Source organism: Flavobacterium movens (genome assembly GCF_039581425.1).
GTDB classification, from domain to species: domain Bacteria; phylum Bacteroidota; class Bacteroidia; order Flavobacteriales; family Flavobacteriaceae; genus Flavobacterium; species Flavobacterium luteolum.
Genome location: NZ_JBCPXY010000006.1, coordinates 142,464 through 167,231 on the forward strand (window position 1 = coordinate 142,464; position 24,768 = coordinate 167,231).

At 35.7% G+C, this 24,768-nt stretch carries 13 protein-coding genes; 3 read left to right on the top strand and 10 right to left on the bottom strand.

The window, feature by feature from the left end; genetic code table 11:
* Positions 1-235 precede the first annotated feature (235 nt).
* Positions 236-1,387, bottom strand: coding sequence for a cysteine desulfurase family protein (locus AAYQ05_RS12750; protein WP_343543797.1), 1,152 nt, complete (start codon positions 1,385-1,387; stop codon positions 236-238).
* Positions 1,388-1,796: 409 nt separating this feature from the next.
* Here AAYQ05_RS12750 and AAYQ05_RS12755 point away from each other — a divergent pair, with 409 nt between their 5' ends.
* From AAYQ05_RS12755 to AAYQ05_RS12765, 3 genes are read left to right on the top strand one after another with little or no spacing between them, the layout of a single operon-like run.
* A complete protein-coding gene (locus tag AAYQ05_RS12755) occupies positions 1,797-2,435 on the top strand; it encodes a 2Fe-2S iron-sulfur cluster-binding protein (protein ID WP_343543799.1) in 639 nt (212 codons plus the stop codon).
* Entirely contained in the window at positions 2,432-3,412 is a 981-nt protein-coding gene (locus AAYQ05_RS12760) for an FAD binding domain-containing protein (RefSeq protein WP_343543801.1), read from the top strand. Before AAYQ05_RS12755 ends, AAYQ05_RS12760 begins: the two co-directional genes overlap by 4 nt.
* 7 nt (positions 3,413-3,419) lie before the next feature.
* Positions 3,420-5,624, top strand: a complete 2,205-nt coding sequence (locus tag AAYQ05_RS12765; protein ID WP_343543802.1) for a xanthine dehydrogenase family protein molybdopterin-binding subunit — start codon at positions 3,420-3,422, stop codon at positions 5,622-5,624.
* A 232-nt stretch (positions 5,625-5,856) separates the two neighbouring features.
* Here AAYQ05_RS12765 and AAYQ05_RS12770 read toward each other — a convergent pair whose 3' ends face one another.
* The 9 genes from AAYQ05_RS12770 to uxuA all read right to left on the bottom strand — a co-directional run bounded on the left by AAYQ05_RS12770 (position 5,857) and on the right by uxuA (position 24,726).
* A complete protein-coding gene (locus AAYQ05_RS12770) occupies positions 5,857-6,420 on the bottom strand; it encodes a DUF2911 domain-containing protein (RefSeq protein ID WP_343543804.1) in 564 nt (187 codons plus the stop codon).
* Positions 6,421-6,518: 98 nt separating this feature from the next.
* Positions 6,519-8,324: a glycoside hydrolase family 2 protein gene (locus AAYQ05_RS12775; RefSeq protein WP_343543805.1), complete on the bottom strand. Its 1,806-nt coding sequence runs from the start codon at positions 8,322-8,324 to the stop codon at positions 6,519-6,521.
* Positions 8,325-8,529: 205 nt separating this feature from the next.
* On the bottom strand, positions 8,530-10,941 hold the full coding sequence (locus tag AAYQ05_RS12780; RefSeq protein WP_343543807.1) for a glycoside hydrolase family 2 protein: 2,412 nt from the start codon (positions 10,939-10,941) through the stop codon (positions 8,530-8,532).
* Between the two features lie 89 nt (positions 10,942-11,030).
* Entirely contained in the window at positions 11,031-12,218 is a 1,188-nt protein-coding gene (locus AAYQ05_RS12785) for a glycoside hydrolase family 88 protein (RefSeq protein ID WP_343543809.1), read from the bottom strand.
* Positions 12,219-12,472: 254 nt separating this feature from the next.
* On the bottom strand, positions 12,473-13,993 hold the full coding sequence (locus AAYQ05_RS12790; protein WP_343543810.1) for a RagB/SusD family nutrient uptake outer membrane protein: 1,521 nt from the start codon (positions 13,991-13,993) through the stop codon (positions 12,473-12,475).
* Between the two features lie 12 nt (positions 13,994-14,005).
* Positions 14,006-17,008: a SusC/RagA family TonB-linked outer membrane protein gene (locus AAYQ05_RS12795; RefSeq protein WP_343543811.1), complete on the bottom strand. Its 3,003-nt coding sequence runs from the start codon at positions 17,006-17,008 to the stop codon at positions 14,006-14,008.
* Between the two features lie 331 nt (positions 17,009-17,339).
* Positions 17,340-21,434 (bottom strand): two-component regulator propeller domain-containing protein, encoded by a 4,095-nt coding sequence (locus AAYQ05_RS12800; RefSeq protein WP_343543813.1) that lies wholly within the window; start codon positions 21,432-21,434, stop codon positions 17,340-17,342.
* Positions 21,435-21,616: 182 nt separating this feature from the next.
* A complete protein-coding gene (locus AAYQ05_RS12805) occupies positions 21,617-23,245 on the bottom strand; it encodes a hypothetical protein (RefSeq protein ID WP_343543814.1) in 1,629 nt (542 codons plus the stop codon).
* Between the two features lie 296 nt (positions 23,246-23,541).
* Positions 23,542-24,726, bottom strand: a complete 1,185-nt coding sequence (uxuA, locus tag AAYQ05_RS12810; RefSeq protein WP_343543816.1) for a mannonate dehydratase — start codon at positions 24,724-24,726, stop codon at positions 23,542-23,544.
* Positions 24,727-24,768: the final 42 nt, after the last annotated feature.

Sequence of the window (24,768 nt, forward strand, 5' to 3'; positions counted from 1 at the left end):
TCGCAAAGTCGCAGAGGCGCGAAGATTTTTATGAATTGGCTCCAGTTTTAACTGGAGTATTTGATGGATTACAAACTAAAAGGCTTTAGCCAAACTAAAACTTGTTTGGCTAAAGCCTTTTTTTTCAGGCTGTCTTTTTTCATCCAGCTAAAGCTGGACGCAACACAAAAAAATATTAAAAGACTTTGCGCCTTCGCGCCTTTGCGAGATTAAAAACATAAGAAAAAGAAAAAACTTAGAGTCTTAGTGCCTTAGTGGCAAACTGAACAGCTAAACTCAAAACTCGCTCAACAGCAATATCAATTTCTTCTTCTGTTGTAAAACGTCCTAAACTGAAACGAATCGAACTCAAAGCGTCTTCATCCGATAATCCCATTGCTTTTAAAACATGCGAAGGTTCAGAAATAACAGCCGAACAAGAAGCTCCGTTTGAAACAGAAATATTCCCCAAAGCCAAAATTAGTTGTTCTGAATTCACGCCTGGGAAACAAATATTTGAAGTATTATAAATTCGATTTTCAGTATTTCCGTTAACGAAAGAACCATCAAACTGTAACAAGCCTTTTTCAAGTTTGTCTCGTAATAAAGAAACTCTATTTTGATCTTTTTCTAGTTCATTAACAGCTATTTCACATGCTTTTCCTAAACCGATAATTCCGGGAACATTTAGCGTTCCGCTTCGTAATTTTCTTTGTTGTCCGCCTCCAAGAATTTGAGGAGTCAATTTTATTTTGGCTTTCGCCGAAATATGTAAAGCGCCAATTCCTTTCGGACCGTAAAATTTATGTGCGGAAAAAGTCAAAAGATCAATTCCTAATTTTTTTACATCAACAGGAATTTTTCCAATCGCCTGTGTCGCATCACACATAAAAAGTACATTTTTGGCTTTCAATATTTTAGAAATCGCACTGATATTTTGTGTGACACCTGTTTCGTTATTAGAAATCATTCCGATGAAAACCAGTGTTTTATCTGTAGTTATTTCTTCTAAAAGTTGAATATCTAAAAGACCATCGCCAGCAGTTGGAAGATAAGTAACATCAAAACCAATATCTTCCATGTACCGACAAGTTTCAAGAACGGCTTTATGTTCGGTCTGAACCGTAATAATATGTTTTCGTTCCTGATCGATAAGACCTTTTATTGCCAAATTTATCGCTTCAGTTGCGCCCGAAGTAAATAAGATTTCATCAGCATCAGCATTTATCAAATCAGCCGTTTGCCATGTCGCATTTTCAACAGCTTCTTTTACCGTGAGTCCCGCCAAATGTGTTCCTGTTGAATTTGCATACAAATCAGAAAAATATGGAAGCATTGCATTCACAACACGCTCATCAACACGGGTCGTGGCATTATTATCAAGATAAATGATTTCTTGTTGTGGCATAATTTGGGCTTATTTCAGTAAAAATACAATTTCAGAATTAATCTACGTGAAAAAATTAACCGCAAAGGCGCAAAGGGTTTTCGGAAAGAACGCAAAATTTTAATGTGTATAATTTTTTGTTTCTCGCAGATTTTGCAGATCTAAACAGATTTTTTATTTATTTCTATCATAAAGAATCTGTGTAGATCTTTTCATCGTATTCAAAATCGGCATTATCTGCCAAATCTGCGAGAGAAAAATAACTTTGCGAACTTTGCGAAAAACCTTTGCGTCTTTGTGTTTAAAAAACAACAAAATTGAAATTATTCTAAATAAGAGTAATGTTTGAATTTTATAATTTTTTCTTACATAAGATCGCTAAATTTGTTAGAATACAAAAGCGAATTTGCTAATTTAACAAATAGATTGAATGGCTTCTAAAAAAACAAATCAGGATAAAGTAACACCGGAAGACACTAGCTCCCGTCGTGACTTTATAAAGAAATCAGGACTTTTTACCGCTCTTGCCCTAACGCCACCTTCATTGGTTATGGCTTCAGAAAAGAAATGGGATGAAAAAATAGCGGAATATTTAGAAACTGTACCACTTTCTATTGAAGTAAATGGCACAAAACACAATCTCAATATCGAACCAAGAACAACTTTATTGGATTTGCTTCGCGAACAATTACAGCTTACCGGAACTAAGAAAGGCTGTGATCACGGACAATGCGGTGCGTGTACTGTTCACGTAAATGGAACTAGAATTTTGTCGTGTCTGTCTTTGGCAACGATGCAGCAAAACGCGCAAGTGACTACAATCGAAGGGCTTTCGAAAGGAAAAAAACTACATCCTATGCAGGAAGCTTTTATCAAACACGATGGTTTTCAGTGCGGTTATTGCACGCCAGGACAAATTATGTCTGGAATTGCTTGTATTAAAGAGGGGCATGCTAACAGCAGAGAAGAAATCAGTGAATATATGAGCGGTAATATCTGCCGATGTGGTGCTTATCATAACATCGTTGATGCTATAACCGAAGTGAAGGAAGGAGGGAAGGAAATATGAAAAACTTTCAGATAATTAAAGCTTTGTCGTCTTCTTCGGCAGTTACGGGAAAAGCAAAAGACAATTCTTCTATGTTTATTGCAGGAGGAACCAATCTGGTCGATTTAATGAAGAAGAATATCGTTGCTCCAGATAAATTAGTTGACATTAACGGATTAGATTTAAAGAAAATTGAGTTTTTAAAAGGAAAAGTTTCGATTGGTGCTTTGGCAAAAAACAGTCAGGTTGCAGAAGATGCTTCGATAAAAGAAAAACATCCTTTGTTGGCATTAGCCTTAGCAGCTGGAGCCTCTCAGCAAATAAGACACATGGCAACTGTTGGAGGTAATATGTTGCAGAAAACACGTTGCTCTTATTTTTACAATATTGATATGCCTTGCAACAAACGTGTTCCAAAAAGCGGATGCGGTGCGATTGGTGGTTCGAACCGAATGGCGGCTGTTTTTGGAACTTCGGACAGTTGTATTGCCGTTCATCCAAGTGATATGTGCGTGGCTTTGGCAGCGCTTGACGCGAAAGTTTTGGTAGAAGGACCAAAAGGAAAGCGAGAAATTGATTTCACCGATTTTCATAGACTTCCGGGAAATACGCCTGAAAAAGACAATACGCTAGACAGCAGAGAATTGATTACTTCAGTTGAAATTCCAGATAATAATTTTACTAAAAATGTTCATTATCTAAAAGTTCGTGACAGAACGAGTTATGCTTTTGCATTGGTGTCTGTTGCGGTGGCTTTAGATATAAAAAATAATGCCATAAATGATGTCAGATTGGCAATGGGAGGTGTGGCACATAAACCTTGGAGATTGACTGAAACAGAAAAATTCCTGAAAGGAAAAACAGTTTCTGAAGATCTATTTAAACAAGCAGGCCATTTGTCTATGAAAGGCGCAAAAGGATTCGGTGATAATAATTTTAAATTAACGCTTGGAGAGAATGCAGTAGCAGAAGCACTTACAATAGCAACATCAAAATAATTAAATTATGAGCAAGACAAGTAATATTAATAGAGTTGACGGATTTGCTAAAGTAACGGGCTCAGCAACTTATTCGGCAGAGTATAAAACGGCAGGTGTTGTTTATGCCTGTTTGGTAGGAAGTACGATTGCAAAAGGAAGAATTAAAACCATTGACACAAAAAAAGCGGAATGGGCACCAGGAGTTCTGGCAGTAATCACGCACTTGAATGTAGATAAACCTGTTGGCTACGAAAAAGCAAAAGACAAGCATAATTTTGGTCAGCCGTTGCAGATTTTTAAAGATGATTCGGTTTTGTATTACGATCAGCCGATTGCTTTAGTAATTGCCGATACTTTTGAACGTATGCGATATGCCGCGAGTTTAATTAAAGCCGATTATTTTAAAGAAGAACATTCGACAGAACTTAAAAAAGCAGCTGAAAAAGAAAAGAAAGTCGAAACCGATAAAGGAAATGATTATCATCGTGGTGAACATGATGGTTATAAAAATGCTGAGATTGTTTTAGAAACCGAATATACCATTCCAACTGAGGTGCATAACCCAATGGAGCTGGCAAATATCATAGCCAAATGGGACGGAAATAAACCAATCTTATATACAAAAAGTCAAGGTGTCGAAGGAACACGCAGAAGTGTTGCTGGAGTTTTTGGAGTGCCTGTAGAAGATGTTGAGGTTCATGCAGAATATCTTGGTGGTGCTTTCGGAATGGGATTGCACACTTGGCCGTATGAAATCGCAGCTTTAATTGGAGCTAAAAAATTGAATCGTCCTGTGAAATTAGTACTGCATCGCGAGCAGATGTTTACTAATGTTGGTTTTAGACCTTACACGATTCAGAAAATGGGTCTTGGAGCAACAAAAGATGGAAAACTGACAGGTTTAACGCACGAAGCTGTTGCAATGACTTCAAGCTATGAAGATTTCATGGAAGGAACCGTAAACATGTCCCGATTTATTTATGATTGTCCAAATGTTTCTACACGTTACAGAATTGTGCCTTTAGATACGTGCACGCCAATCTGGATGCGTGGACCGGGAGAAGCGACAGGTTCTTTTGCCTTAGAATGTGCGATGGATGAAATGGCATATAAATTAAACTTAGATCCGATTGAATTTCGCAAGCTGAACTATGCCGAAAAAGATCAGGAACAAAATAAACCGTGGAGCAGTAAATTTCTTTTAGAATGTTACGAAGGGGGAATGGAACGTATTGGTTGGAAAAACCGTAAAAATGAACCCGGTTCTGTGAAAGAAGGAAACTGGCTGGTTGGTTACGGAATGGGTACAGGAACTTTTGGTTGCTATAGAAGTGCAACTTCTGTAAAGGCAAAATTTTTAGCGAATGGCGATTTAGTCTTACAATGCAGTGTAAACGATATGGGGCCAGGAACGGCCACCATGATGACTGCTATTGGAGCTGAAGTAATTGGTTTGCCATCAGAAAACGTAATTATCGAAATGGGAAAAAGCGGTTTGCCAAAAGGTCCAACGCAAGGAGGTTCGGCAACGACTTCATCTGTTGGTTCTGCGGTTCATGATGCTTGCAATTTATTATTGAATAAAATAATTGAAGTAGGAAGTAAAAATCCTGCTTTAAAAGGAATTGCTCTAACAGATTTAACTTTTGAAAATGGTGCGGTTTCTTCTAAAAAAGACAAATCTAAAACGGTTACGTTAGCAGCACTTTTAAGCAGTAATAAATTAGAGGATTTTGAAGTGGAAAATGTTTCTAAAGCTGCTGAAGAAGCGAAGAAATATTCAATTTATTCGTTTTCGGTTCATTTTGTAAAAGTATTAGTGAATCCGAATTTGGGTAAAATAAGATTGGCTCATGTTGTGTCTTGCGCTGATATTGGAACCGTAATAAGCCAGAAAACTTCTGCGGGACAAATGTTTGGTGGAGCAGTAGGAGGAATCGGAATGGGATTGATGGAAGCACTGGAAATCGATCACCGTTTTGGCCGTCCAATTAATAATAATTTCGCCGATTATCATGTTCCTGTAAACGCAGATATTGAAAAACAAGAAGTTTTCTTCGTTAACAAAAAAGACCCGATAAGTAACCCAATGGGAACAAAAGGTCTTGGAGAAACAGCTTTGGTCGGAATGGCGCCTGCAATTGCCAATGCGGTTTTCAATGCAACCGGAAAACGTGTTAGAGATTTGCCGATTACATTGGATAAAATTATAGAAACTGTTAAGGTTTAAAACAGGAAGAGACATTGAAAAATGTCTCTTCCTGTTTTACGTTCCAATTTTAAACATAGCCCGTGGTTTCAACCACGGGAAACGTATTTTAATATACGTAATGTTATATGCTTAGCGTCCCCGTGGTTGAAACCACGGGTTATATTTACATACGATTGTGTTTGCAAATGCAATTATATAAACAAAAAAGAGGCATATTAGATGCCTCTTTTTATATCTTAAAAACGATTAATTACTTAACTGTAATTGGCAACTCAACAGTTGTTTTATCCCATCCAATAACAAGATTTGCTACATTACCTTGAGCTGTAAATGCAATAGATAAAGCTTCGATAACTTCAGAAACTGGTTTTACAGGAACTGAAACTCTTACCACATCTTTATTTTCATCATAAGCATAAGAACCCCATAAATCAAGTTCTTTGTTGATGATAATAGTCCATTTGTCTTTTTCAGGAATAGCAAATAAACTGTATGTTCCTGCAGCAATTTTTTTTCCGCCAATTGTTACATCTTTATAGAATTTAACTTCTGTGTTTTCATTAGCACCAACTCTCCAAACTTCACCAAACTTTACAACATCGCCAAAAATAGTTCTTCCTTTTACAGAAGGTCTTGCATAAAGCACTTTAACAACCGGATTTGGATTATCTGTTTTCTTGAATTTCACCGCTTTGTTTGGGAAATACGAAATATCAACTGGACTTGCATCAAGAGGAGCAAATTTTACGATGTCTTGAGCCTGAACTGTAAAAGCAGCAAACAAAGTAACTGCTAGTAAATAGAATTTTTTCATGGTTTACAATTTTTAGATTAACTACAAAGTAAATTAATAATGAAGAAAAATCATATAATTTGCATCCTATTTTTTGTTAATGAATTGGTAATGACGAATTAATTCTGATATTCCTTTTTCTTTTTAGCGTACCAATCCTGCATAATATAAAACGCCTTTTTCCTTTCGCCATCATTTGAAATTAAACCTTTACGATTGTAACCGTCCTGAATACCTGGAAGCAATCTTTTTGGCGATCTGAAATCAACTAAAATCCACGGACTTGTCCCGCTTAAGTGAGGAATTTTTTCAATCATCTTTAAATTCTGAATGTATAAATATTCCTGATATTCCTCAGTCCAACGTTCGTTTTTCTCTCCGTGAAAACCCGCTTTGGCATCACCTCCAAATTCAGACACAAAAACAGGTTTGTTGTATTTAGATTTCCATGTTATTTTCTCAGCATCTTCCAAGTTTCCGCCATACCATCCCAAATATTGGTTGAAAGCTACAACATCCAAAACTTCTCCAATAGGATCATCAATAATTTCTTTTTTGGTTAATAAAGCAGCGCTAATTAATCTAGTATTGTCTAATGATCTGGTGTGAGATGCCAAATTTTTAATGAAAGTATTTCTAGCTTCAGAAATTGGAGTTTCATTTGCCATTGACCAAATCACAATACTGGCTCTGTTTTTATCTCTTGTAATAGCGGCAGTTAATTGATCTTGAGCATTTTTATAGGTGTTTTCATTTTTAAATTCAACTGTCCAGTAAACCGGAATTTCTTCCCAAACCATTAAACCTAGTTTATCAGCTTCTCTAACCATATTCTCGTTATGCGGATAATGCGCCAGACGAACATAATTACAGCCTAATTCTTTTGCCCAGTTTAATAAACGCAAAGCATCTTCCTGAGAATTTGCACGTCCGCCTTTGGCATTTTCTTCGTGAATCGAAATTCCGCGCAAAAAGACTGGTTTTCCATTCAATAGAATTTTATCTTCTTTTGTTTCGATAGTTCTAAAACCAATTTGATCGTTTAGTTTTTTCCCATTAAAGTCAATGATAACATTGTATAATTTCGGATTTTCTGGTGACCAATAAGAAATCTTTTTCGCTGGAATTTCGAAGCTTAAAACTCCGTTATTGTCAGCTTTTCCTTTGTAGTTGATTTTTAATTCAGGAATAGAAATTGAAACCTGATTTTTTGATGCATCCAAATTATTGATTTTGATAAACCCCGAAATCACATTTGCATTACCTTTTTTCAGCTGAATAGTATAATCTTCCACAAACGATGATTCTTCTTCAATTAAAGTCACATCGCGCGTGATGCCGCCATAATTCCACCAATCGGTATTTACAGTCGGAACATCTTCTTTATGACGCGTATTATCAACTTTGATAACCAAATAATTTCCTGTTGGTTTTACTATCGAAGTGACTTCGTAATTAAACGGTGTGAAACCGCCTTCGTGTGTTCCTAGTTTTTTTCCGTTTAAATAAACATCAGCTTTATAGTTTATAGCGCCTAAATATAAAAACAGACGTTTATTGGTTGCTAGATTATAATCGAAAGATTTTTTAAACCAAACATTTCCTTCATAATATTTCAGTTCTGTAACCTGCGAATTCCAATCGCCTGGGATATTGATTGTAGGCGATTTATCAAAATCATATTCTACTAATTCCTGTTTGTTTTGAGCATGATGATTGGTGAAAAAAGCTCCTTTTGCTGGTTTTTCACTTTTGTCGTATTGGTCAAGATGAAAGCTGTAAAAACCTGTTTGATATGGATCTATAATATAATTCCAGACTCCGTTTAAAGAAGTGGTGTTTCGGTTGGGTACATTCGAGATTAGATTTTGCGCAGACGCCAAAACGGAAGAGGTTAGGAGTAGTGCGGTTAATAGTTTTTTCATTTTTTGTATTAATTTGTTTTGTAATTGTATTTTTTTTGGAATGAATACTTTATTTATAGCCACAGATTATAAGGATTAAAATGATTTTGTTTCACGCAGATTTTGCAGATTGAGCAGATTTAATTTTGATCTGCTTAAATCTTTTTAAATCTGCGTGAAACAATAAAACTTAGCATCTTAGTCCCTTAGCAATTTAGAGCCTTTTTCACTCAACTGGAATCTTCAAATATTCTCCCTTAAAGCTCTGGTTCAAAGCCGTCATTTCAATCGGTTTGCCAGAACCATCAGGAATAACTTCGATAGAAGCTTTTCCGTTTGCCATTCTGATGGATTCGCTGCCTGTTGGTGTTCCTTGATTTTTTAAAGTTTTTCCTCCTTTTAAACATTGAAAATAGACACTTGCTTCATAATCTAAACAGCGTAAATTATTGTTGTCAATCGCAATTGCAGTAACCAAATAATTGCCGTTTTTCAGTTTTTCTGATGATAATTGCAGCGAAGAAGCCGTATCGTTTTTATTGAAACGATAATTGACTTTTATCGTATCAGAAACCGTTTTTCCTTCTTTTGTTTTACCAACGGCAATTAAAGTATTTTCGCCTTTAGCAAAATTGACATCCCAAGTTAAACCATTAGCAGGATAAAGAGAAAGATTTCGCTGTTTTTCTCCCAATGATTTTCCGTTATGGAAGAAAGTCACTTTGTCGCAATTACTGAAAACACTGATTGTTCTCGGTGTATTTTCAGGTCCTTGGCGCTCTGTCCAAGTGTGCGATTCGATGTAAGTGAAAGGTTCTTTTGCCCAATAGCTTTTAAATACATAATACGCATCTTTTGGAATTCCGTTTCGATCAGTAAGTCCTTTTTGGTTCATATACGGAATATCGTCTTCTGGTCGCAATGGCGTTGCAAAATCCTTGAATGCCCATTGAATATTTCCCACAAACGTTGGGTCATTCTCGGATATATGCAAATGCCAGTCAAATAAATCAACTATATAGTTTTCGCTCCAATCGCCGATTTGCGCAATATTGGCAATTTTAGTCTGCACAATAGCTTCTTCCCAACCTTCGGCTTTAATCACATTTTCGCCAGTAACAGGACTTTCACTATGACGGCCAACGTGGCTGTCTCCGCCATATTCGGCATGAATAAAGTGTTTGTATTCTTTTTTGTAAACATCAATTGCTTTTTGGTAGCTTTTGTAACTTCCAGAATACCAGCCCGACCAGATAGAAGGAGAGAAGACATCTACAATATGCGATCCTTCATAATATTTTCTAATGGCCGTTTTTCTGGTAGGATCCAGTTTATGCGCAATATCATTTAATTCACTTAAAAAGACATTGGTTTTATCAGCATTATCTCCGTCAGGAAAATCTGGAAGCCAATTGATTTCGTTTCCTAAAGACCAAATGATAATACTCGGATGATTATAATTTTGATTGATGATTTCCTCTAGCATATTTTTGGTATTCGTTTTCCAAACATCATTACCAATTCCGCCACGACACCAAGGAAGCTCATCCCAAACCAAAAGTCCAAGTTCGTCGCAAGCTTTATAAATCTCAGGATCTTGTGGATAATGTGCTAAACGGACAAAATTAGCGCCCATTTCTTTAATCGATTTCATATCGGCCCAATGCTGTTCATTGCTCATGGCAGCACCAACTCCAGCTTGTTCTTCATGACGATGTGTACCGCGAATTAATAAACGTTTTCCGTTAAGGTAAAACGGACCGTGATCTTTAAATTCAAACCATCTAAAGCCTACTTTTTCGGAAACACTATCTCTAATTTGATTTTTTTCTGATAAAACAGCAGTCAGTCTATATAAATTTGGTTTTTCGGTATCCCAAAGTTCTGGGTTTTTGATATTTTCAAAAGTGATGGTTGAAGTTTTGTCGGTAACCGGAATTGTTTTGCTAACTACTTTTTTTCCTTTCGGATTTTTAAGTGTTATAGTTAATGATAAATCCTTTGAATTACCAGGATTTACAAAAGAAGAAACAATTTGTACCGATGCTTTTTTAGCCGAAACTTCTGGAGTTGTGATTTTTAAATTCTCAATATGATTTTTGTATTTCGAAACCAGCCACACATCTCGCGTGATTCCGCCATAAATAAAGAAATCACTTTTTTGAGACGGAATAATTTCAATATCATAACTATTATCCACACGAACAAAAATATCGTTGTTTCCTTCTTTAATAAAATTGGTAATATCTATTGAAAAGCCAATGTAGCCACCAATATGCGATCCAGCTTCTTTTCCGTTTACATACACATTTGTAGTTACATTCGAACCTTCAAAGTATAAAGAATAAATGCGGTTTTTGTCGATTTGGGGAATATTTAATTTCTTTTGATACCAGCTAGCATCACGTCTATAACCCGGATATAAATCGGTTGCATCTTCTGCGTTCCAAGTATGTGGTAAGTTTAAAGAAATCCAGTTAGATGCTTTCTGCGCTTCGCTTAATTTTTGAGTGTCATTTTCTAAATAAAGCCAGTTGTCGTTAATGTTCATCTTTGTCTGAGCAAAACTGCTCAGACAAATTTGAAACAAAACAAAAAGTGCAAAAATTGAAAATGTATTGTTTTTATAATTCTTCATATGTGTTTAGGTTCAGAGGTTCAGAGGCTCAAAGGCTCAGAGGTTCAAAGGTTTTTTAGGTTCAAAGGCAGAAAACCTTTGCCACTTTGCTACTTTGTACCTTTGTCACTCTTTCTTAATAAAGCTTCCAAAAAATAATAATCGGCATAGATTATTGGTTCATCAATTTCGTCGTGTTTTGGCCAGTTTCCAGTACTGTGATCAAACAAGAAAGGTGCTTTAATTTTTGCATCTAAAATATATTTGTCTGTCTGTACAGAAGCCATCAGTTTATCGGCGAAAGCCAAATAAGTTTTATTTTTAGTATAACCGTATAACTCATATAATGCTGAAGCCATAACCATTGCTGCAGAAACATCTCGCGCTGCATTTAGAATACTAGGATCTTTAAAATCCCAATACGGAATTCCGTCTTCTGGCAGATTTTTATTCGTCATAAAAAACTTTGCTGTCGCTTCGGCCTGTTTTAAGTAAGCGGGATCTTTTGTATAGCGATAAGACATTGTAAATCCGTAAACTGCCCATCCTTGGCCACGAGCCCAAACCGAATCGTCATTGTATCCTTGAAGAGTCGTTTTCTTTCTAACTTCACCTGTATTCGGATTATAATCGATAACGTGGTAACACGAATTGTCTGCTCTAAACTGATTTTTCAAAGTGGTATTAGCATGTTGGATTGCAATATCACGATATTTTGGATTTCCTGATATTTTAGACGCCTCAAAAAGCAGCTCCAGATTCATCATATTGTCTATGATTACTGGATAATCCCAAATTTCTTTGTTGAAATCCCATGAGCGAATAGAACCCACTTTTGGATTAAACCTTGTACATAAAGTTTCGGCGCCTTTAACAATTACCGCTTCGTATTCTTTCTTGTTTTCCACTTTCAGCGCTTCTCCAAAACTGCAAAACACTTTAAAACCTACGTCATGCGAATTACTGTTGACACTTTCTTTTTTGCTGAAAGGAGTCCATTTTTGAGCTTGTTCTTTAAATTTTGAATCGCCCGTTAGTCGGTACAATTGCCAAAGATTACCAGCAAAAAAACCGCTTGTCCAATCTCTGGACGGAACTTTGCGAATTTCAAGAGTTTTTACATTCATGCTTCTTGGCATAGACATAGAATCTACTGGATAATCGAGCAGCATTTTGTAACGCGTTTCGAGTAGATTATTTGTTGCCGTTGTGCTTTTTGTTTGAGGATTAATCCCAGATTTGCACGCTGTAGCAAGCGATGCAAACCCAAGGATTAAAATGAAACTAATTTTATTCATATTACTAATTAATCTTTATTTTTAGTTTCTATACTAAAATGTTAGACGCAGATTGTACGGATTCTCTATTGCGGAGATGTTGATCTGTAATTTTTTTTCTCTCGCAGATTTGGCAGATTCGACAGATTTTTTTTCCCTTGCAGATTAAAAATGTTTTTAATTCAATCTGCTCAATCTGTTAAATCTGCGGGAAACCAATTTAGCGTGACTTAAAAGAATCCGTTTCATCCATGTTCAATACTAATTATGCTAAATTAATAACCAGGGTTGTTTGGTTTTAGATTCGGATTAATTGCCAATTCTGTTCCTGGTAATGGCCACAAATAATCTCTGTTTGGATCAAAATTAGCATGCGGCTCTAAACCATTTGGTCCAAATACTTCTGGTCCGATTTTCAATCTCTTAATGTCGTACCATCTTACATATTCAAAAGCCAATTCTAATCTTCTTTCGTCAATAACCATTTTTCTGAAATCTGTCTGAGATAATCCTGGAGTTACATTTGCTGGAAAAGAAACCAGTTTTCCTGCTTTATTTCTCGCTCTTGCACGAACACGGTTTACATAACCGTCTGCTTCTGTTGTCCCTGGATTAATTTCGTTTAAAGCTTCTGCAGCAGTCAATAAAACTTCAGCAAAACGCATTGTGATATAATTGTGCTGCGAAGTTCTTCCGTTAGCACCAGCTTTCCCTGGAAAACGGAAATATTTGGCAATATGCGGACGTGGCGCTTTCTCGTTATCGCTAGAAGGATAAATTTGCAACGATCCGCCTGGGCCTGTTTTCTTTCTGATAATGGTATCAAAACTTACCGCTCTTCTGTAATCTCTCTGATCCCAAGTGTTGAATACTTTTAAAGAAGGAACCGCAACCGAGAAACCTTGCCCATAACTGTAACTGTCATCTTTTAGTGATCCTGTGAAAAACGCGGTATAATCCTGACCGTAGTTTCCAGATGTTAAGTTATTAAAGTCAATTGTAAACAAAGGTTCTTTCAATGAAGCTGTTTGGGTTGCATTGAATAAATCCTGAAAATCGGCATCTAAACCTAAACCAAATTTTGCTTCGTTTGTAATCACATATTTTGCTTCATCATACGCTTTTTGAAAGTTTCCTAAGGTCAAGTAAACAGAAGCCAAATATCCAGCGGCAGTACCTTTTCCAGGAACGGCTTTTACTTTTGGTTTATCATCCAGCCATTGTTTAGCAAATTCTAAATCGGCAATGATTTTTGGGTAAACATCTGCTTCTTTGGTTTTGCCAAGAGAATTTACCTGATTCACATCATTCACCACAAAATCTACGTAAGGTATATCACCAAAAAGACGCACCAAATGATAATATGCAAATGCTCTTGCAAAATAAGCTTGAGCCACAATGGCATTTACTTTAGCAGGATCTCCGGGTGTTTTTTTAGCGCCTTCAATCGCCTGATTTGCTGCCGTTATAATAACATACGATTGAGGCCAAAAGTTTGCGACAAGCGCGTTTGTATCGTTCATAGACATATCATTCACATCGATACGGGCAGCTTGTGTGGTTCTATCGCCAATATCGGCCATGTCATCGCGAAGCATTAGAGCAATTGTAAATTCTCTTCCCCAATAATTATTGTGGGCAATGTTGGCAAATGCTCCATTTACAGCAGCTTGCAAATCGTCTGTATTATTGAAAAAGTTATCTGGACGAATAATTCCTACTGGTTTTTCTTCTAGATCAGAACAGCTGAAAAAAGTCATTGTTCCTAAGCAAAGAAGAGCTATATATTTTTTCATAGTGGTTTTAGATTAAAATTTTAAATTGAATCCTGCTGTAAACGTTCTTACGTTTGGATAACCGCCGTAATCCAATCCTAGATAAGTATTGCTTCTAGCATTTGAATCGTTTAAGTAGTTAGTTTCTGGGTCTGTACCTGGATAATTTGTAATCGTCCAAAGGTTTTGTGCACTGATGTAAAAACGAACTTTGCTTAATCCCATTTTCGAAACAATTTTTTCATCTAAACTATATCCTAAAGAGATGTTTTTTAGACGAATGTAACTTCCATCATAAACAAATCTTGAAGTGATTCTTTTGGTTCTCGCAGCATTCGCAGGAACATTAGTATCAGTATGAGTTGGTGTCCAAGCATCTAAAACTTCAGTTGTAGCGTTGTTGTTTCCAGAAGCCAATTCCATCAAAGTATAGTTTAAGATTTGACCTCCTTCTGAACCTTGGAAGAAGATATTCAAATCAAGATTTTTATAAGTGAAATCATTGTTGAATCCGAAGATGAAATCTGGATTTGGATTTCCGATAATGGTTTTATCCTGAGAATCTAATTTTCCGTCTTGATTTACATCTCTGAATTTTTCTCCACCTGCAACAGTTTCAAAGTTTCCAGGCAAAACTGCTTCACCTTGCTGAATTACACCATCATAAATAAATCCGAAGAAAGAGCCAACTGGCTGTCCAACTCTCAAAATCTGCGATTCAGTTGCTAAGAAATGTCCAGGAGCAGAGTTGATCAAAAGGTCTTTATTATCGGCCAATTTTAATACTTTGTTTTTGTTTGAAGAAATATTAAAGTTTGTTGACCAAGTAAAATCGGCACCAATAAAGTTTCGGGTATTAATAGCCAATTCCCATCCTTTATTTTCCAATTCACCCACATTTTGAAGCTGAGAAGCAATTCCAGAAATTCCAGGAAGCGGTCTGTTAAACAACAAATCTTTAGTAATCGTTTTATAATAATCTGCTGTAATGCTGATTCGGTTATCAAATAAACCTAAATCAATTCCGTAATCCTGCTGATAAGACGTTTCCCATTTTAAGTTCGGATTGTCTAATGAAGTCAGCTGAACCGCATTGGTAATCACGTCACCGCTTACATAATAGATTTCGGAAAATCGAGAAAGAGTAGAGTAGGCACCAATTGAAGGATTTCCTGTTGCTCCATAACTCGCTCTTAATTTTAAGTTTGAAACTGTTTTATTGTCTTTTAAGAAATTCTCTTTACTAATGTTCCATCCAACTGCTCCAGAAGGGAAAGTTCCGTATTTATAGTTTTTACTAAAACTTGAAGAACCATCTCGTCTTGCTGTAAACGTTAGTAAATATTTGTCGGCATAATCAAAATTCAACCTTCCAAAAGCAGAAATTAATTCCGTTTCAGATAAACCAGAATCAGGTTTTAAGAAAACAGTTCCAGCACCTAAATTTCTATAAGAGTTTGTATTTGTTAAGAATCCTCTTGAAGCCGCATACGAATTTTCGTTTTTGTTTTTTTGATATGAATATCCTCCAAGAACCGTCAAAATTCCTTTGTCGATAATTTCACGTTTAAAAGTCAAATAATTCTCTGTCAAGAAAGAAGAAAATCTAGTATTGTTCACAGAAGCTTCTCCTTTGATGTTTTTTCCGGCAATTAAAGTTGAAGGAATAAATCTTCCTGTTTGCGAATTACTATCGGTTAAACCTAAAGTAGTTTTAAAATCAAGATCTTTTGTGATTTGGTATTGGGCAAAGAAATTGTTTCGGTTTGTTACAGAAACGGTTTCTAAAATATTTTCCATTGCTGTTGCATACGGATTGTCAATATCATCACCAATTGGAGCAGTTGTCGTATAAGTTCCGTCAGCATTGTAGATTCCTTTATCTGGCATAAAACGATAAGCTGATGCAATTACACCTGCAGCACCAGTTCCTCCAGCACTTGTCTGGCTTACAATTCCGTCTTTGTTCTGTTTGCTTGTAAAAGTGTTTAAACCTACTTTAAATTTTGAAGACAAATCGGCCTCAAGATTTCCTACGATCGTGTATCTGTCAATTCCTGAATTAATAACCACACCATTTTGATTAAAGTATGTTCCAGAAACATAATATCTCACATTATCAGATCCGCCAGAAAAAGACAATTGTGAATTCGAAATCATTCCATCACGATAAATTACATCTTGCCAGTCTGTATCTGCTGGACCTTGAGTATGCGTAGTAAAACTTTTTCTGTAAGCCGCAAACTGATCAGCATTCAAAAGATGCAATTTGTTATTTACCGATTGAACAGAAGTCGAATTACTGAACTCAATTACAGGCTTTCCGGCTTTTCCTTTTTTGGTCGTTACCATGATAACTCCGTTTGAACCTCTTGATCCGTAAATTGCAGTTGCCGAAGCATCTTTTAAAACCTCAATAGAAGCAATATCCTGAGGAGCTGGCATAGAAACGCCTGCAAATCCATCAACAACAATAAGAGCATCTCCGCTAGCATTGATAGATGTTCCTCCACGAACTCTAATTTTGGTTGGAGCACCAGGTTCGCCACCATTATTAGACATTACCGAAACTCCAGCAGCACGACCTTGTAAAGCTTGCTCCGCACTTAAAACAGGATAAGCAGTAAGCTCTTTTGCCGTAACAGAAGATACAGATCCCGTTATATCGCTCTTTTTACGAGTTCCGTAACCTACTACAATAACTTCGTCTAGTGCTTTTGTATCTGGTTTTAAACTTACATTGATAACACTTTTTGTTCCAACTGGAATTTCAACAGTCTGAAATCCGACGAAATTGAAAACTAAAACAGCATTTTTCTCTCCTACTATTACAGTATAATTCCCGTCCATATCGGCAGAAGCGCCTACAGAAGAATTTTTGATATAGACATTAGCACCAGGAAGTCCAAGTAAATCTTCACTAGAAGTTATCTTTCCAGTCACTTTTCGTTCTTGTGCATGCATCACGATATTTATCAGTAAAAAAGATACCAGTAAACACCATTTAAACGATTTGTTTGTTTGGTTTGTAAACATTCATTTTTTGGTTTTAGGGTTAATAAGTTAGATTAAGTAGAAAAACAATAGACTCATTCCGATGATGAGAATGACAAATAAAATCTGCAGCAATAAGTAGCTCGTTTTTTTGATTTTCATATGGCAAATGTATGCGCCGAAAACGATATAGAAATACAAAAAAGGGTATCTAAAAATACAGATACCCTTTTTTAACCCTTTAAAACAGTGGATTTTTTAAGTAAGACGCGAAATGTGAGTTGTAAAAAGTGAAAAGTGAAAAGTAAAAAGTAAAAAGTGAAAAGTTTAGTTACCTCTAACAATTCACATTTCACATTTCACATTTTACAATTTACAATTTAATCGTAGAAGATTTATAAAATTTATCGGCATATTGAGACGGAGTCTCGCCGTACTTTTTCTGGAAGCATTTGCTAAAGTATTTCGGATTATTGAAACCGACTTTGTAACTGATTTCAGAAACGGTTAGTTTGTTTTGTTCTAATAATTGAGCGGCACGTTTTAATCTGATTTCATGAATGAATTCGTTTGGTGTGCAATTCGTCCACGCTTTAATTTTTAGAAACAGCATGGTTCTGCTGACACCCAATTCAGAACAGAAAAACGGAATATCAAATTGTTCGTTAGAAATGTTTTCCTCTACAATTTTGAAAGCTTTTTTCAATAATTCTTCATCCAACGAAGAAACTGTGATTTCTGACGGAATAAAACTGTCTTCGCTTGAAAATTTGATTTTTAAACGTTCAGTCGTATTCAGAAGGTTTTTAACGCGAAGCCTAAATTCCATTAGATTAAATGGTTTACTAATGTAATCATCTGCGCCGCTTTCCAATCCTTCAAATTTGTAAACCAACGAAGATCGGGAAGTCAATAAAATGACTGGAATATGGCTGGTTTTGATGTTTTCTTTAATTTTTGAACACAATTCCGTTCCCACCATTTCTGGCATAATAACATCACTGATAATTAGGTTTGGAACAAATTTCAATGCTTTCTCTAAAGCAATTTTACCATTTTCGGCTTCAATAATGTTGTAATCTTTTTTGAGAAGATTTTTCATGAATTTTCTCAAAACCTTATGATCTTCAACAATCAATATCGTTTGTTTTTCTTCATTTACAATTAAATCTTCGATGTCTTCATTCTCAACAACTTCCGAAGGTTCTAATTGTGCTTTGTATTGCTCAATATCATCACTGATTTTAAAATCAGGAATAATTTCGCTGTCCAAAAGATGTTCGCGTCCAAGCGGTAAAGTCACTGTAAAAATGACTCCGCCAGTGGTTTTGTTTGTAACATCGATTTTTCCTTTATGAAGTTCAACAATGTTTTTTACGATTGAAAGCCCAATTCCAGTTCCTTTATTATAGTTTTTCTGAACTTGATTATGAGTTGGAACTTCAAAAAACAAATCAAAAATTTTATCAATATGTTCTTCTGCAATTCCAACGCCCGAATCTTCAACAGCAATAAAAAGATTCTGCTGATCGTGATTGATTTTAATCTTAATAGAACCGCCTTTTGGAGTATATCTAAAAGCATTCGAAATCAAATTGTAAAACACACGTTCTAATTTGTAACGGTCAAAATAAACCAAGATTTCTTCGTTTTCAGTTTCAAATGAATAGTCGTAACCGCCATCTTTGGCATATTCAATAAATGAAAGAAAGATTTCTTTGGTGAATTTTACAATGTTTCCGTTTGCCGATTCTAGTGCAACTTGATGATTTTCCAGTTTTCTGAAATCCATTAAGCGGTTAATCAGACTCAATAAATGATTGGCGCTTCCTTCAATTACCAGAAGCTTTTTGTACATTTCATTAGTTCCGTTGTAATCGGCTAAAATTTGTTGTAATGGACCTAAAATCAAAGTTAAAGGCGTTCTGAATTCATGCGAAATATTAGTAAAGAAATCCAGTTTTAGTTTGTTGTTTTCTTCAATTCGCTGCGTTTCCAGATATTCCAGTTCAAGTTTTTGCTTCAATCTCGCTTTCGATTTCATAATCCAGATCAAACCGTATAAACCTAATCCAATTATGATTCCGTAAAGCATAAATGCCCAAATACTGCGCCACGGAGCAGGATTTACAATAACCGTAAGCGTTGTCGGATTCTGATTCCAAACGCCGTCATTGTTAGCGCCACGAACTTCAAAAGTATAAGTGCCCGGATTCTGAATCGCAAAATTGGCTTCACTGTTTTTAGTTGTAGTCCAGTTGTTTTCTAAGCCAGTTAAGCGATAACTGTATTGGTTGTTTTTAGATCGAATATAATTCGGAATCGCAAAACTGATGGAGAAATTGGCCTTGTCATAATCCAAAGTAATCGTTTTGGTAAAACTGATGCTTTGCTCCAAAATACCTTCTTTATCATGCGCATGAACCGTTTCGTTTTTAATTTTTAAATTGGTAATTAGAACTTGTGGAGCATATTTGTTCAAGGAAATTTTGGTAGCATCAAAAAAAGTTGCTCCCGACGGACTTCCGAAATAAAACTGATTCGAACTTAATTTTAAAGCCGAATTATCATTGAATTCATTGCTAGCCAAACCGTCTTTCTGATCGTAAATGAGGATCGATTTTTTAATTGTGCTGTATTTGATAATTCCCTGATTGGTACTGATCCAAAGGTTTTTATCATCATCTTCTAAAATAGAATGGATGGAAGTAATAACCGTATTTCCGATTCTAAGATTGATTCGGTTGAATTTTTTTCCATCAAAATAATGCAATCCTTTTGCTTTTGTTCCAACCCAAATTTTGTTATGAGAATCTTGAAACAAAGTCAGAATATCATCGCCAGACACAGTCGAATGATCGTAAAAGAAATGTTGAATAGCATATTTCTGTGGATTAAAATTTTTGAGCGGAATGCGATTCAAACCATTTTGAGTTCCAACCCAGAGAAAGTTTTGTTTGTCTACTAAAATCGTACGTAGAATATTGTTGGTAAGAAAAACGGGTTTGGTATTGTCATTTCCAATAGCATCAAAGGTTTTATTGATTGTATTATAGCGAATTAAACCTTTTCCGAAAGTTCCAATCCATAAAATCGAACCTTCGGTTTTAAGTGCATAAACACCGCTATCTTTTAGCAATTCACTTAAGTCTGAAGAAATTCTATTGTCTTCAATTCTTTTAGAAACGGTATTGTAAGCAGACAATCCTTTAGAAAAAGTGCCAATCCATAAAATATGGTCATCAGATAAGTACATTGCTTTGATGTCGTTTTTATTGGTCTGTCCTGTTTTACTGTTGATATAACTTACCGATTCAGTATTTCTATTGTAAATCGTGATGCCTCCTCCTTCAGTTCCAAAATAAATGTTCTGGTTTTTATCGGCGATTATCGAACTCACCACATCAAAACTCATCGGAATTTTTTTCGAATTCTGATTGTAATTGGAGAAATTGACATTCGAAACATCCCAAAGATTAACACCTTTGTAATAACAGCCAATCCAGATAGAACCTTTTTTATCCATAAAAATGGACTTTACTTTGTCGATTCCATTAGAATTATTGCTGTTATTGATTTTTTGAAGACTTTTATCTTTTCCTAAAATATAAATTCCGTCATAAGCACCAACCCATAAAGAACCTTGATTGTCAATTACTAAAGATCGAATATCAGTATTGATTTCACGGTATTTTTCAGCTGATAAAAAAGAAACAAAAGCTTTTTGTTTTTGGTCAAATTTTAGAAGACCTTTGTTTTTTGTTCCAACCCACAAACTGCCGTTTTGGTCTTGAATAACCGATTGAACGTTTAATAAATCAGTTGTGTTTAATGGATAATTTTTAAAGAATAGTTTTCCATTCATTCGATTTGTGAGCTTGCACAAACCTTTAGTTGTTCCAATCCAGATTTGACCCTCTTTGGTTTTTAAAATACTCAGAATATTATTGCTCGGAAGAGTAGAAGCATCATCATCTGAATGAAAAACCGATGTAAAGAATCCTGTTTTTTTATTGTAAATCGTTAATCCTTTTGAAGTTCCAAACCACATTTCACCGCCAATTTCTCTGATGCTCCAAACAGCATTATTGCTTATAGTATGATTGGCTTTGGTGTGAAGATATCTTGTAAAACGGTTGGAAACAGGATCATAACAGTTGAGTCCATTGTATGTTCCTACCCAGATTTTTCCAGAATCGTCTTCTTCGATGGCTAAAATATCATTGTTGCTGATTGAATATTTATCCGCAGCATCGTTCCTAAAAATGGTAAATCGGCTTCCATCATATTTATTCAGACCATCACGGGTTCCAAACCACATTTGTCCAAATTTATCCTGATGAATGGCAATGACAGAACTCTGCGAAAGCCCATCGGTTGTAGAGAAATTTTTAAGACGATATTTATTTTGGGAAAACAAATTCCCGAAAACAAATACAATTGCGAGGAAAGCTATTTTGTATTTCATAGCGTTTAGTTTTGTTTTTTTTTTGCCACAGATTTCACAGATTATAAAGATTGTTTTTTTCTGTGTGTTGAAAATTAGCCACAAATTCACGAATTGTTAGAATTAATATTTCAAATAATTCGTGAATTCGTGGCTAAAAAAAAATCATTTTAATCTTTGTAATCCGTGGCAGATATTTTAGCCTATTTCAAGCGTTTTTGTAATTGATAATCATACAAAGATGGAATCTTCTCAATCGGAATGTTTAAAAATTCAATATAAGGATCAATGTCGTATTTGATTTCAAATTTTGCGTTTCCGTGTACACCAATGATTCTTGCTAAAGCGCCGTCTTTCATTCCGTACAACAAAACCGGTTTTGATGCATCTGGATTTTCAACTTGAACATTTAAATTCCAAAATGTACTGAAAGGTCCGTGAGAAGGTTTCCAGTAATCGGCTCCGCCGCCTCCAAACAAAGCATAACTGTTGTTTTTATCAGCTTTTAAATGAACCGTAATATTGTCAAACAAGTTTTGATGATTTGCTCCAGAATGTTGATCTAGAACTGGATCTGTAAAAATTTCGCAGTTCTGATACACATTTTTAGTAGCAAAAGTGTTGAAACTTAAAGGATGAACGGCCGAATTATAGATTTTAAGATTCTTTACCAAAATATTGTGCACGCCACCTAAAGTTACCGTATAATGCGCTAAATGGGGGCCGTCAGTTGTAATATCTTGAATGGTTACATTAGCAACTTCTTCAGCAAGAATTCCGCTGTCGGCATTGGTGATTTTAATGTCTTTAACCCAACTGTTAAAAAGACGAGTCAGGAAAATGCCATTATTTCCAGGTTCAACGTGATGTGCGACTCTCGGAATATCGGGAAAGGTAAAACGAAGATGCTCGATTCCAACTTCATTTAAATGTTTCCATTCGACCAATTGCGCCTGATAACTTGGTTTAATCGAAATGGTTAAAGGTGTTTTTAAAGTAATTTTAGAACCAGAGATTTTAGTAATTTCAACCTGCTGTCTTACAATTGGGAGTTTAGGAAATTTCCAATGATGCGAACCGGGTTTTACTTTAGCGCCCTGATATAAATCTTTGATGATTTCGCCATTCTCACCATCTTTATTAAACAATTGCAATTCGACAACATCGCCAACTTTCAATCCTTTTACATCAGAAACCGCAATAATGTGTTCGCCCATTTTTCCTGAACTAACTTTCGCCAACGAACTAGACTCTGGTTCGTATTTATCCAAATACGATTTTACGCGTTCGCCCGGAACCTGTGTCCAGATAAAACCTCCAGACCATGCATATTGCGAAAAAGGAAGGTCTATATTATTTTCTGGTTCACGCTGTCTTTTGTCAAAAGTGGTTAAGTATTCGCGAAGTTCAGCCAAAACATCAGAATCTTTAAGATACATCATCGGCCTTGGACAATAGATTTCAGTTCCGTTTTCATTAGAACCAGCACCGCGAAGTACAAAATTGCTTCTTTCGATATACAAAATATCACTTAAAATAATTCGTCCAGCTGGCAATTGCAAAATTACATTTCCTTCTACAGCATTGGCAGCTTTAAAAGCTTTTAAAAGTGCTTTTGAATCATCTAGGTTGTCATTTGCTTTTACGCCAAAATCTGTTGCATTAATAATTTTTCCATTAGCTTCAGGAATCTGGCTTTCGCCGAAATGATACCCAGCATAACTAAAATCGGGAAGATAATTCGTTTTTGAAGTAATAATTTTAGGTATTTCCTGTGCCAGCAAAGTATTTATAAAAAAGCCACAGGATATAAGAATGGCTTGGCGAATCATGGTTTTGTGGTTTTTGTGGTTAGTTAGTTTTTTTGTTTTGCCACGAAGGCACTAAGACGCGAAGATTTTTTAAGCTTTGTGTTTTTAGTCTCGTAAAGTCGCTGAGACGCAAAGTTTTTTGTTTCACGCTCCCGATAGCTATCGGGATTAAAAGATTTAAGCAGATAAACGCAGATAATTTGTCTAAAATAAATTCCTCTATAATTTGCCAAATCTGCGTAAAAAAATCTTTTTAATCCTTTTAATCTGTGGCTAAATAAAAAACTTTGCGTCTTAGTGCCTTCGTAGCAAAGAAATTATATAGATCGTTTGATCCCTAATTCAAGTCCTCGCAATTCTGCTAAGCCTCTTAAACGGCCAATTGCAGAATAGCCCGGATTTGTTTTTTTCTTTAAATCGTCCAACATTTGGTGTCCGTGATCTGGACGCATTGGCAATTGACTGTTGTTTCTTTTCTCAACTTCCAATATTGCTTTTACAACTTCGTACATGTCAACATCACCTTCAAGATGATTTGCTTCGTAGAAACTTCCTTCTTCGTCTCGTTGTGTGCTTCTTAAGTGAATAAAATTCATTTTATCGCCATGACGTCTCACAATTCCTGGCAAATCATTATCAGCACGAACACCATAAGAACCTGTACACATTGTAAATCCGTTTGATGGAGAAGGAGCAGCGTTCATTAGTTCCATCAAATCTTCTTCTGTACTTACGACTCTAGGCAAACCTAAAATTGGGTACGGAGGATCGTCAGGATGAATTGCCATCAAAACACCTTTACTTTCAGCAACTGGAATAATTTCTTTTAGAAAATGAAAAAGATTATTCTTTAAAGCTTGTCTGTCAATATGATTGTAAGCGCTTAAAGTCACAAGGAAATCTTCCACTGTATACGCTTCTTCTGCACCCGGAAGTCCAGCCAAAATGTTCTGCTGCAGTTTTACTTTGTCTTCTGGAGTCATCGCTTCAAAGTAGCTTTTTGATTTTTGTTTCTGTTCTTCTGAATATTCGTTTTCTGCTCCTGGTCTTTTCAGAATAAACAATTCAAAAGCAGCAAAAGCATTGATGTCAAAACGTAAAGCTTTAGAACCGTCTTCAACTGTGTACGATAAATCTGTTCTTGACCAATCTAAAACGGGCATAAAGTTATAGCAAACACATTTGATTCCGCATAAAGCCAGATTGCGAATACTTTCTTTATAATTTTCAATGTATTGAAGATAATTTCCAGTCTGCTTTTTAATGTCTTCATGAACGGGAATACTTTCTACAACCGACCAAGTCAATCCAGAAGCACCTTTTTTAGGATCTCCGTTTTCGTGTTCGATTTCAACTTTTCGTTTAATGATTTCGTCAATGCTCCAAACTTCTCCGTTTGGAATATGGTGTAAAGCCGTTACAATTCCGGTTGCGCCAGTTTGTTTGATATCTTGTAAAGAAACAGGGTCATTTGGTCCGAACCATCTTAATGTTTGTTCCATGTTTTATGTTTTTTTATTTCCTGCAAGGTTTTCAAAACCTTG

Excerpts from the sequence above, each read along its gene's own strand:
- AAYQ05_RS12750 (WP_343543797.1), bottom strand. The coding sequence starts at position 1,387 with ATGCCACAACAAGAAATCATTTATCTTGATAATAATGCCACGACCCGT.
- AAYQ05_RS12755 (WP_343543799.1), top strand. The coding sequence starts at position 1,797 with ATGGCTTCTAAAAAAACAAATCAGGATAAAGTAACACCGGAAGACACT.
- AAYQ05_RS12760 (WP_343543801.1), top strand. The coding sequence starts at position 2,432 with ATGAAAAACTTTCAGATAATTAAAGCTTTGTCGTCTTCTTCGGCAGTT.
- AAYQ05_RS12765 (WP_343543802.1), top strand. The coding sequence starts at position 3,420 with ATGAGCAAGACAAGTAATATTAATAGAGTTGACGGATTTGCTAAAGTA.
- AAYQ05_RS12770 (WP_343543804.1), bottom strand. The coding sequence starts at position 6,420 with ATGAAAAAATTCTATTTACTAGCAGTTACTTTGTTTGCTGCTTTTACA.
- AAYQ05_RS12775 (WP_343543805.1), bottom strand. The coding sequence starts at position 8,324 with ATGAAAAAACTATTAACCGCACTACTCCTAACCTCTTCCGTTTTGGCG.
- AAYQ05_RS12780 (WP_343543807.1), bottom strand. The coding sequence starts at position 10,941 with ATGAAGAATTATAAAAACAATACATTTTCAATTTTTGCACTTTTTGTT.
- AAYQ05_RS12785 (WP_343543809.1), bottom strand. The coding sequence starts at position 12,218 with ATGAATAAAATTAGTTTCATTTTAATCCTTGGGTTTGCATCGCTTGCT.
- AAYQ05_RS12790 (WP_343543810.1), bottom strand. The coding sequence starts at position 13,993 with ATGAAAAAATATATAGCTCTTCTTTGCTTAGGAACAATGACTTTTTTC.
- AAYQ05_RS12795 (WP_343543811.1), bottom strand. The coding sequence starts at position 17,008 with ATGTTTACAAACCAAACAAACAAATCGTTTAAATGGTGTTTACTGGTA.
- AAYQ05_RS12800 (WP_343543813.1), bottom strand. The coding sequence starts at position 21,434 with ATGAAATACAAAATAGCTTTCCTCGCAATTGTATTTGTTTTCGGGAAT.
- AAYQ05_RS12805 (WP_343543814.1), bottom strand. The coding sequence starts at position 23,245 with ATGATTCGCCAAGCCATTCTTATATCCTGTGGCTTTTTTATAAATACT.
- uxuA (WP_343543816.1), bottom strand. The coding sequence starts at position 24,726 with ATGGAACAAACATTAAGATGGTTCGGACCAAATGACCCTGTTTCTTTA.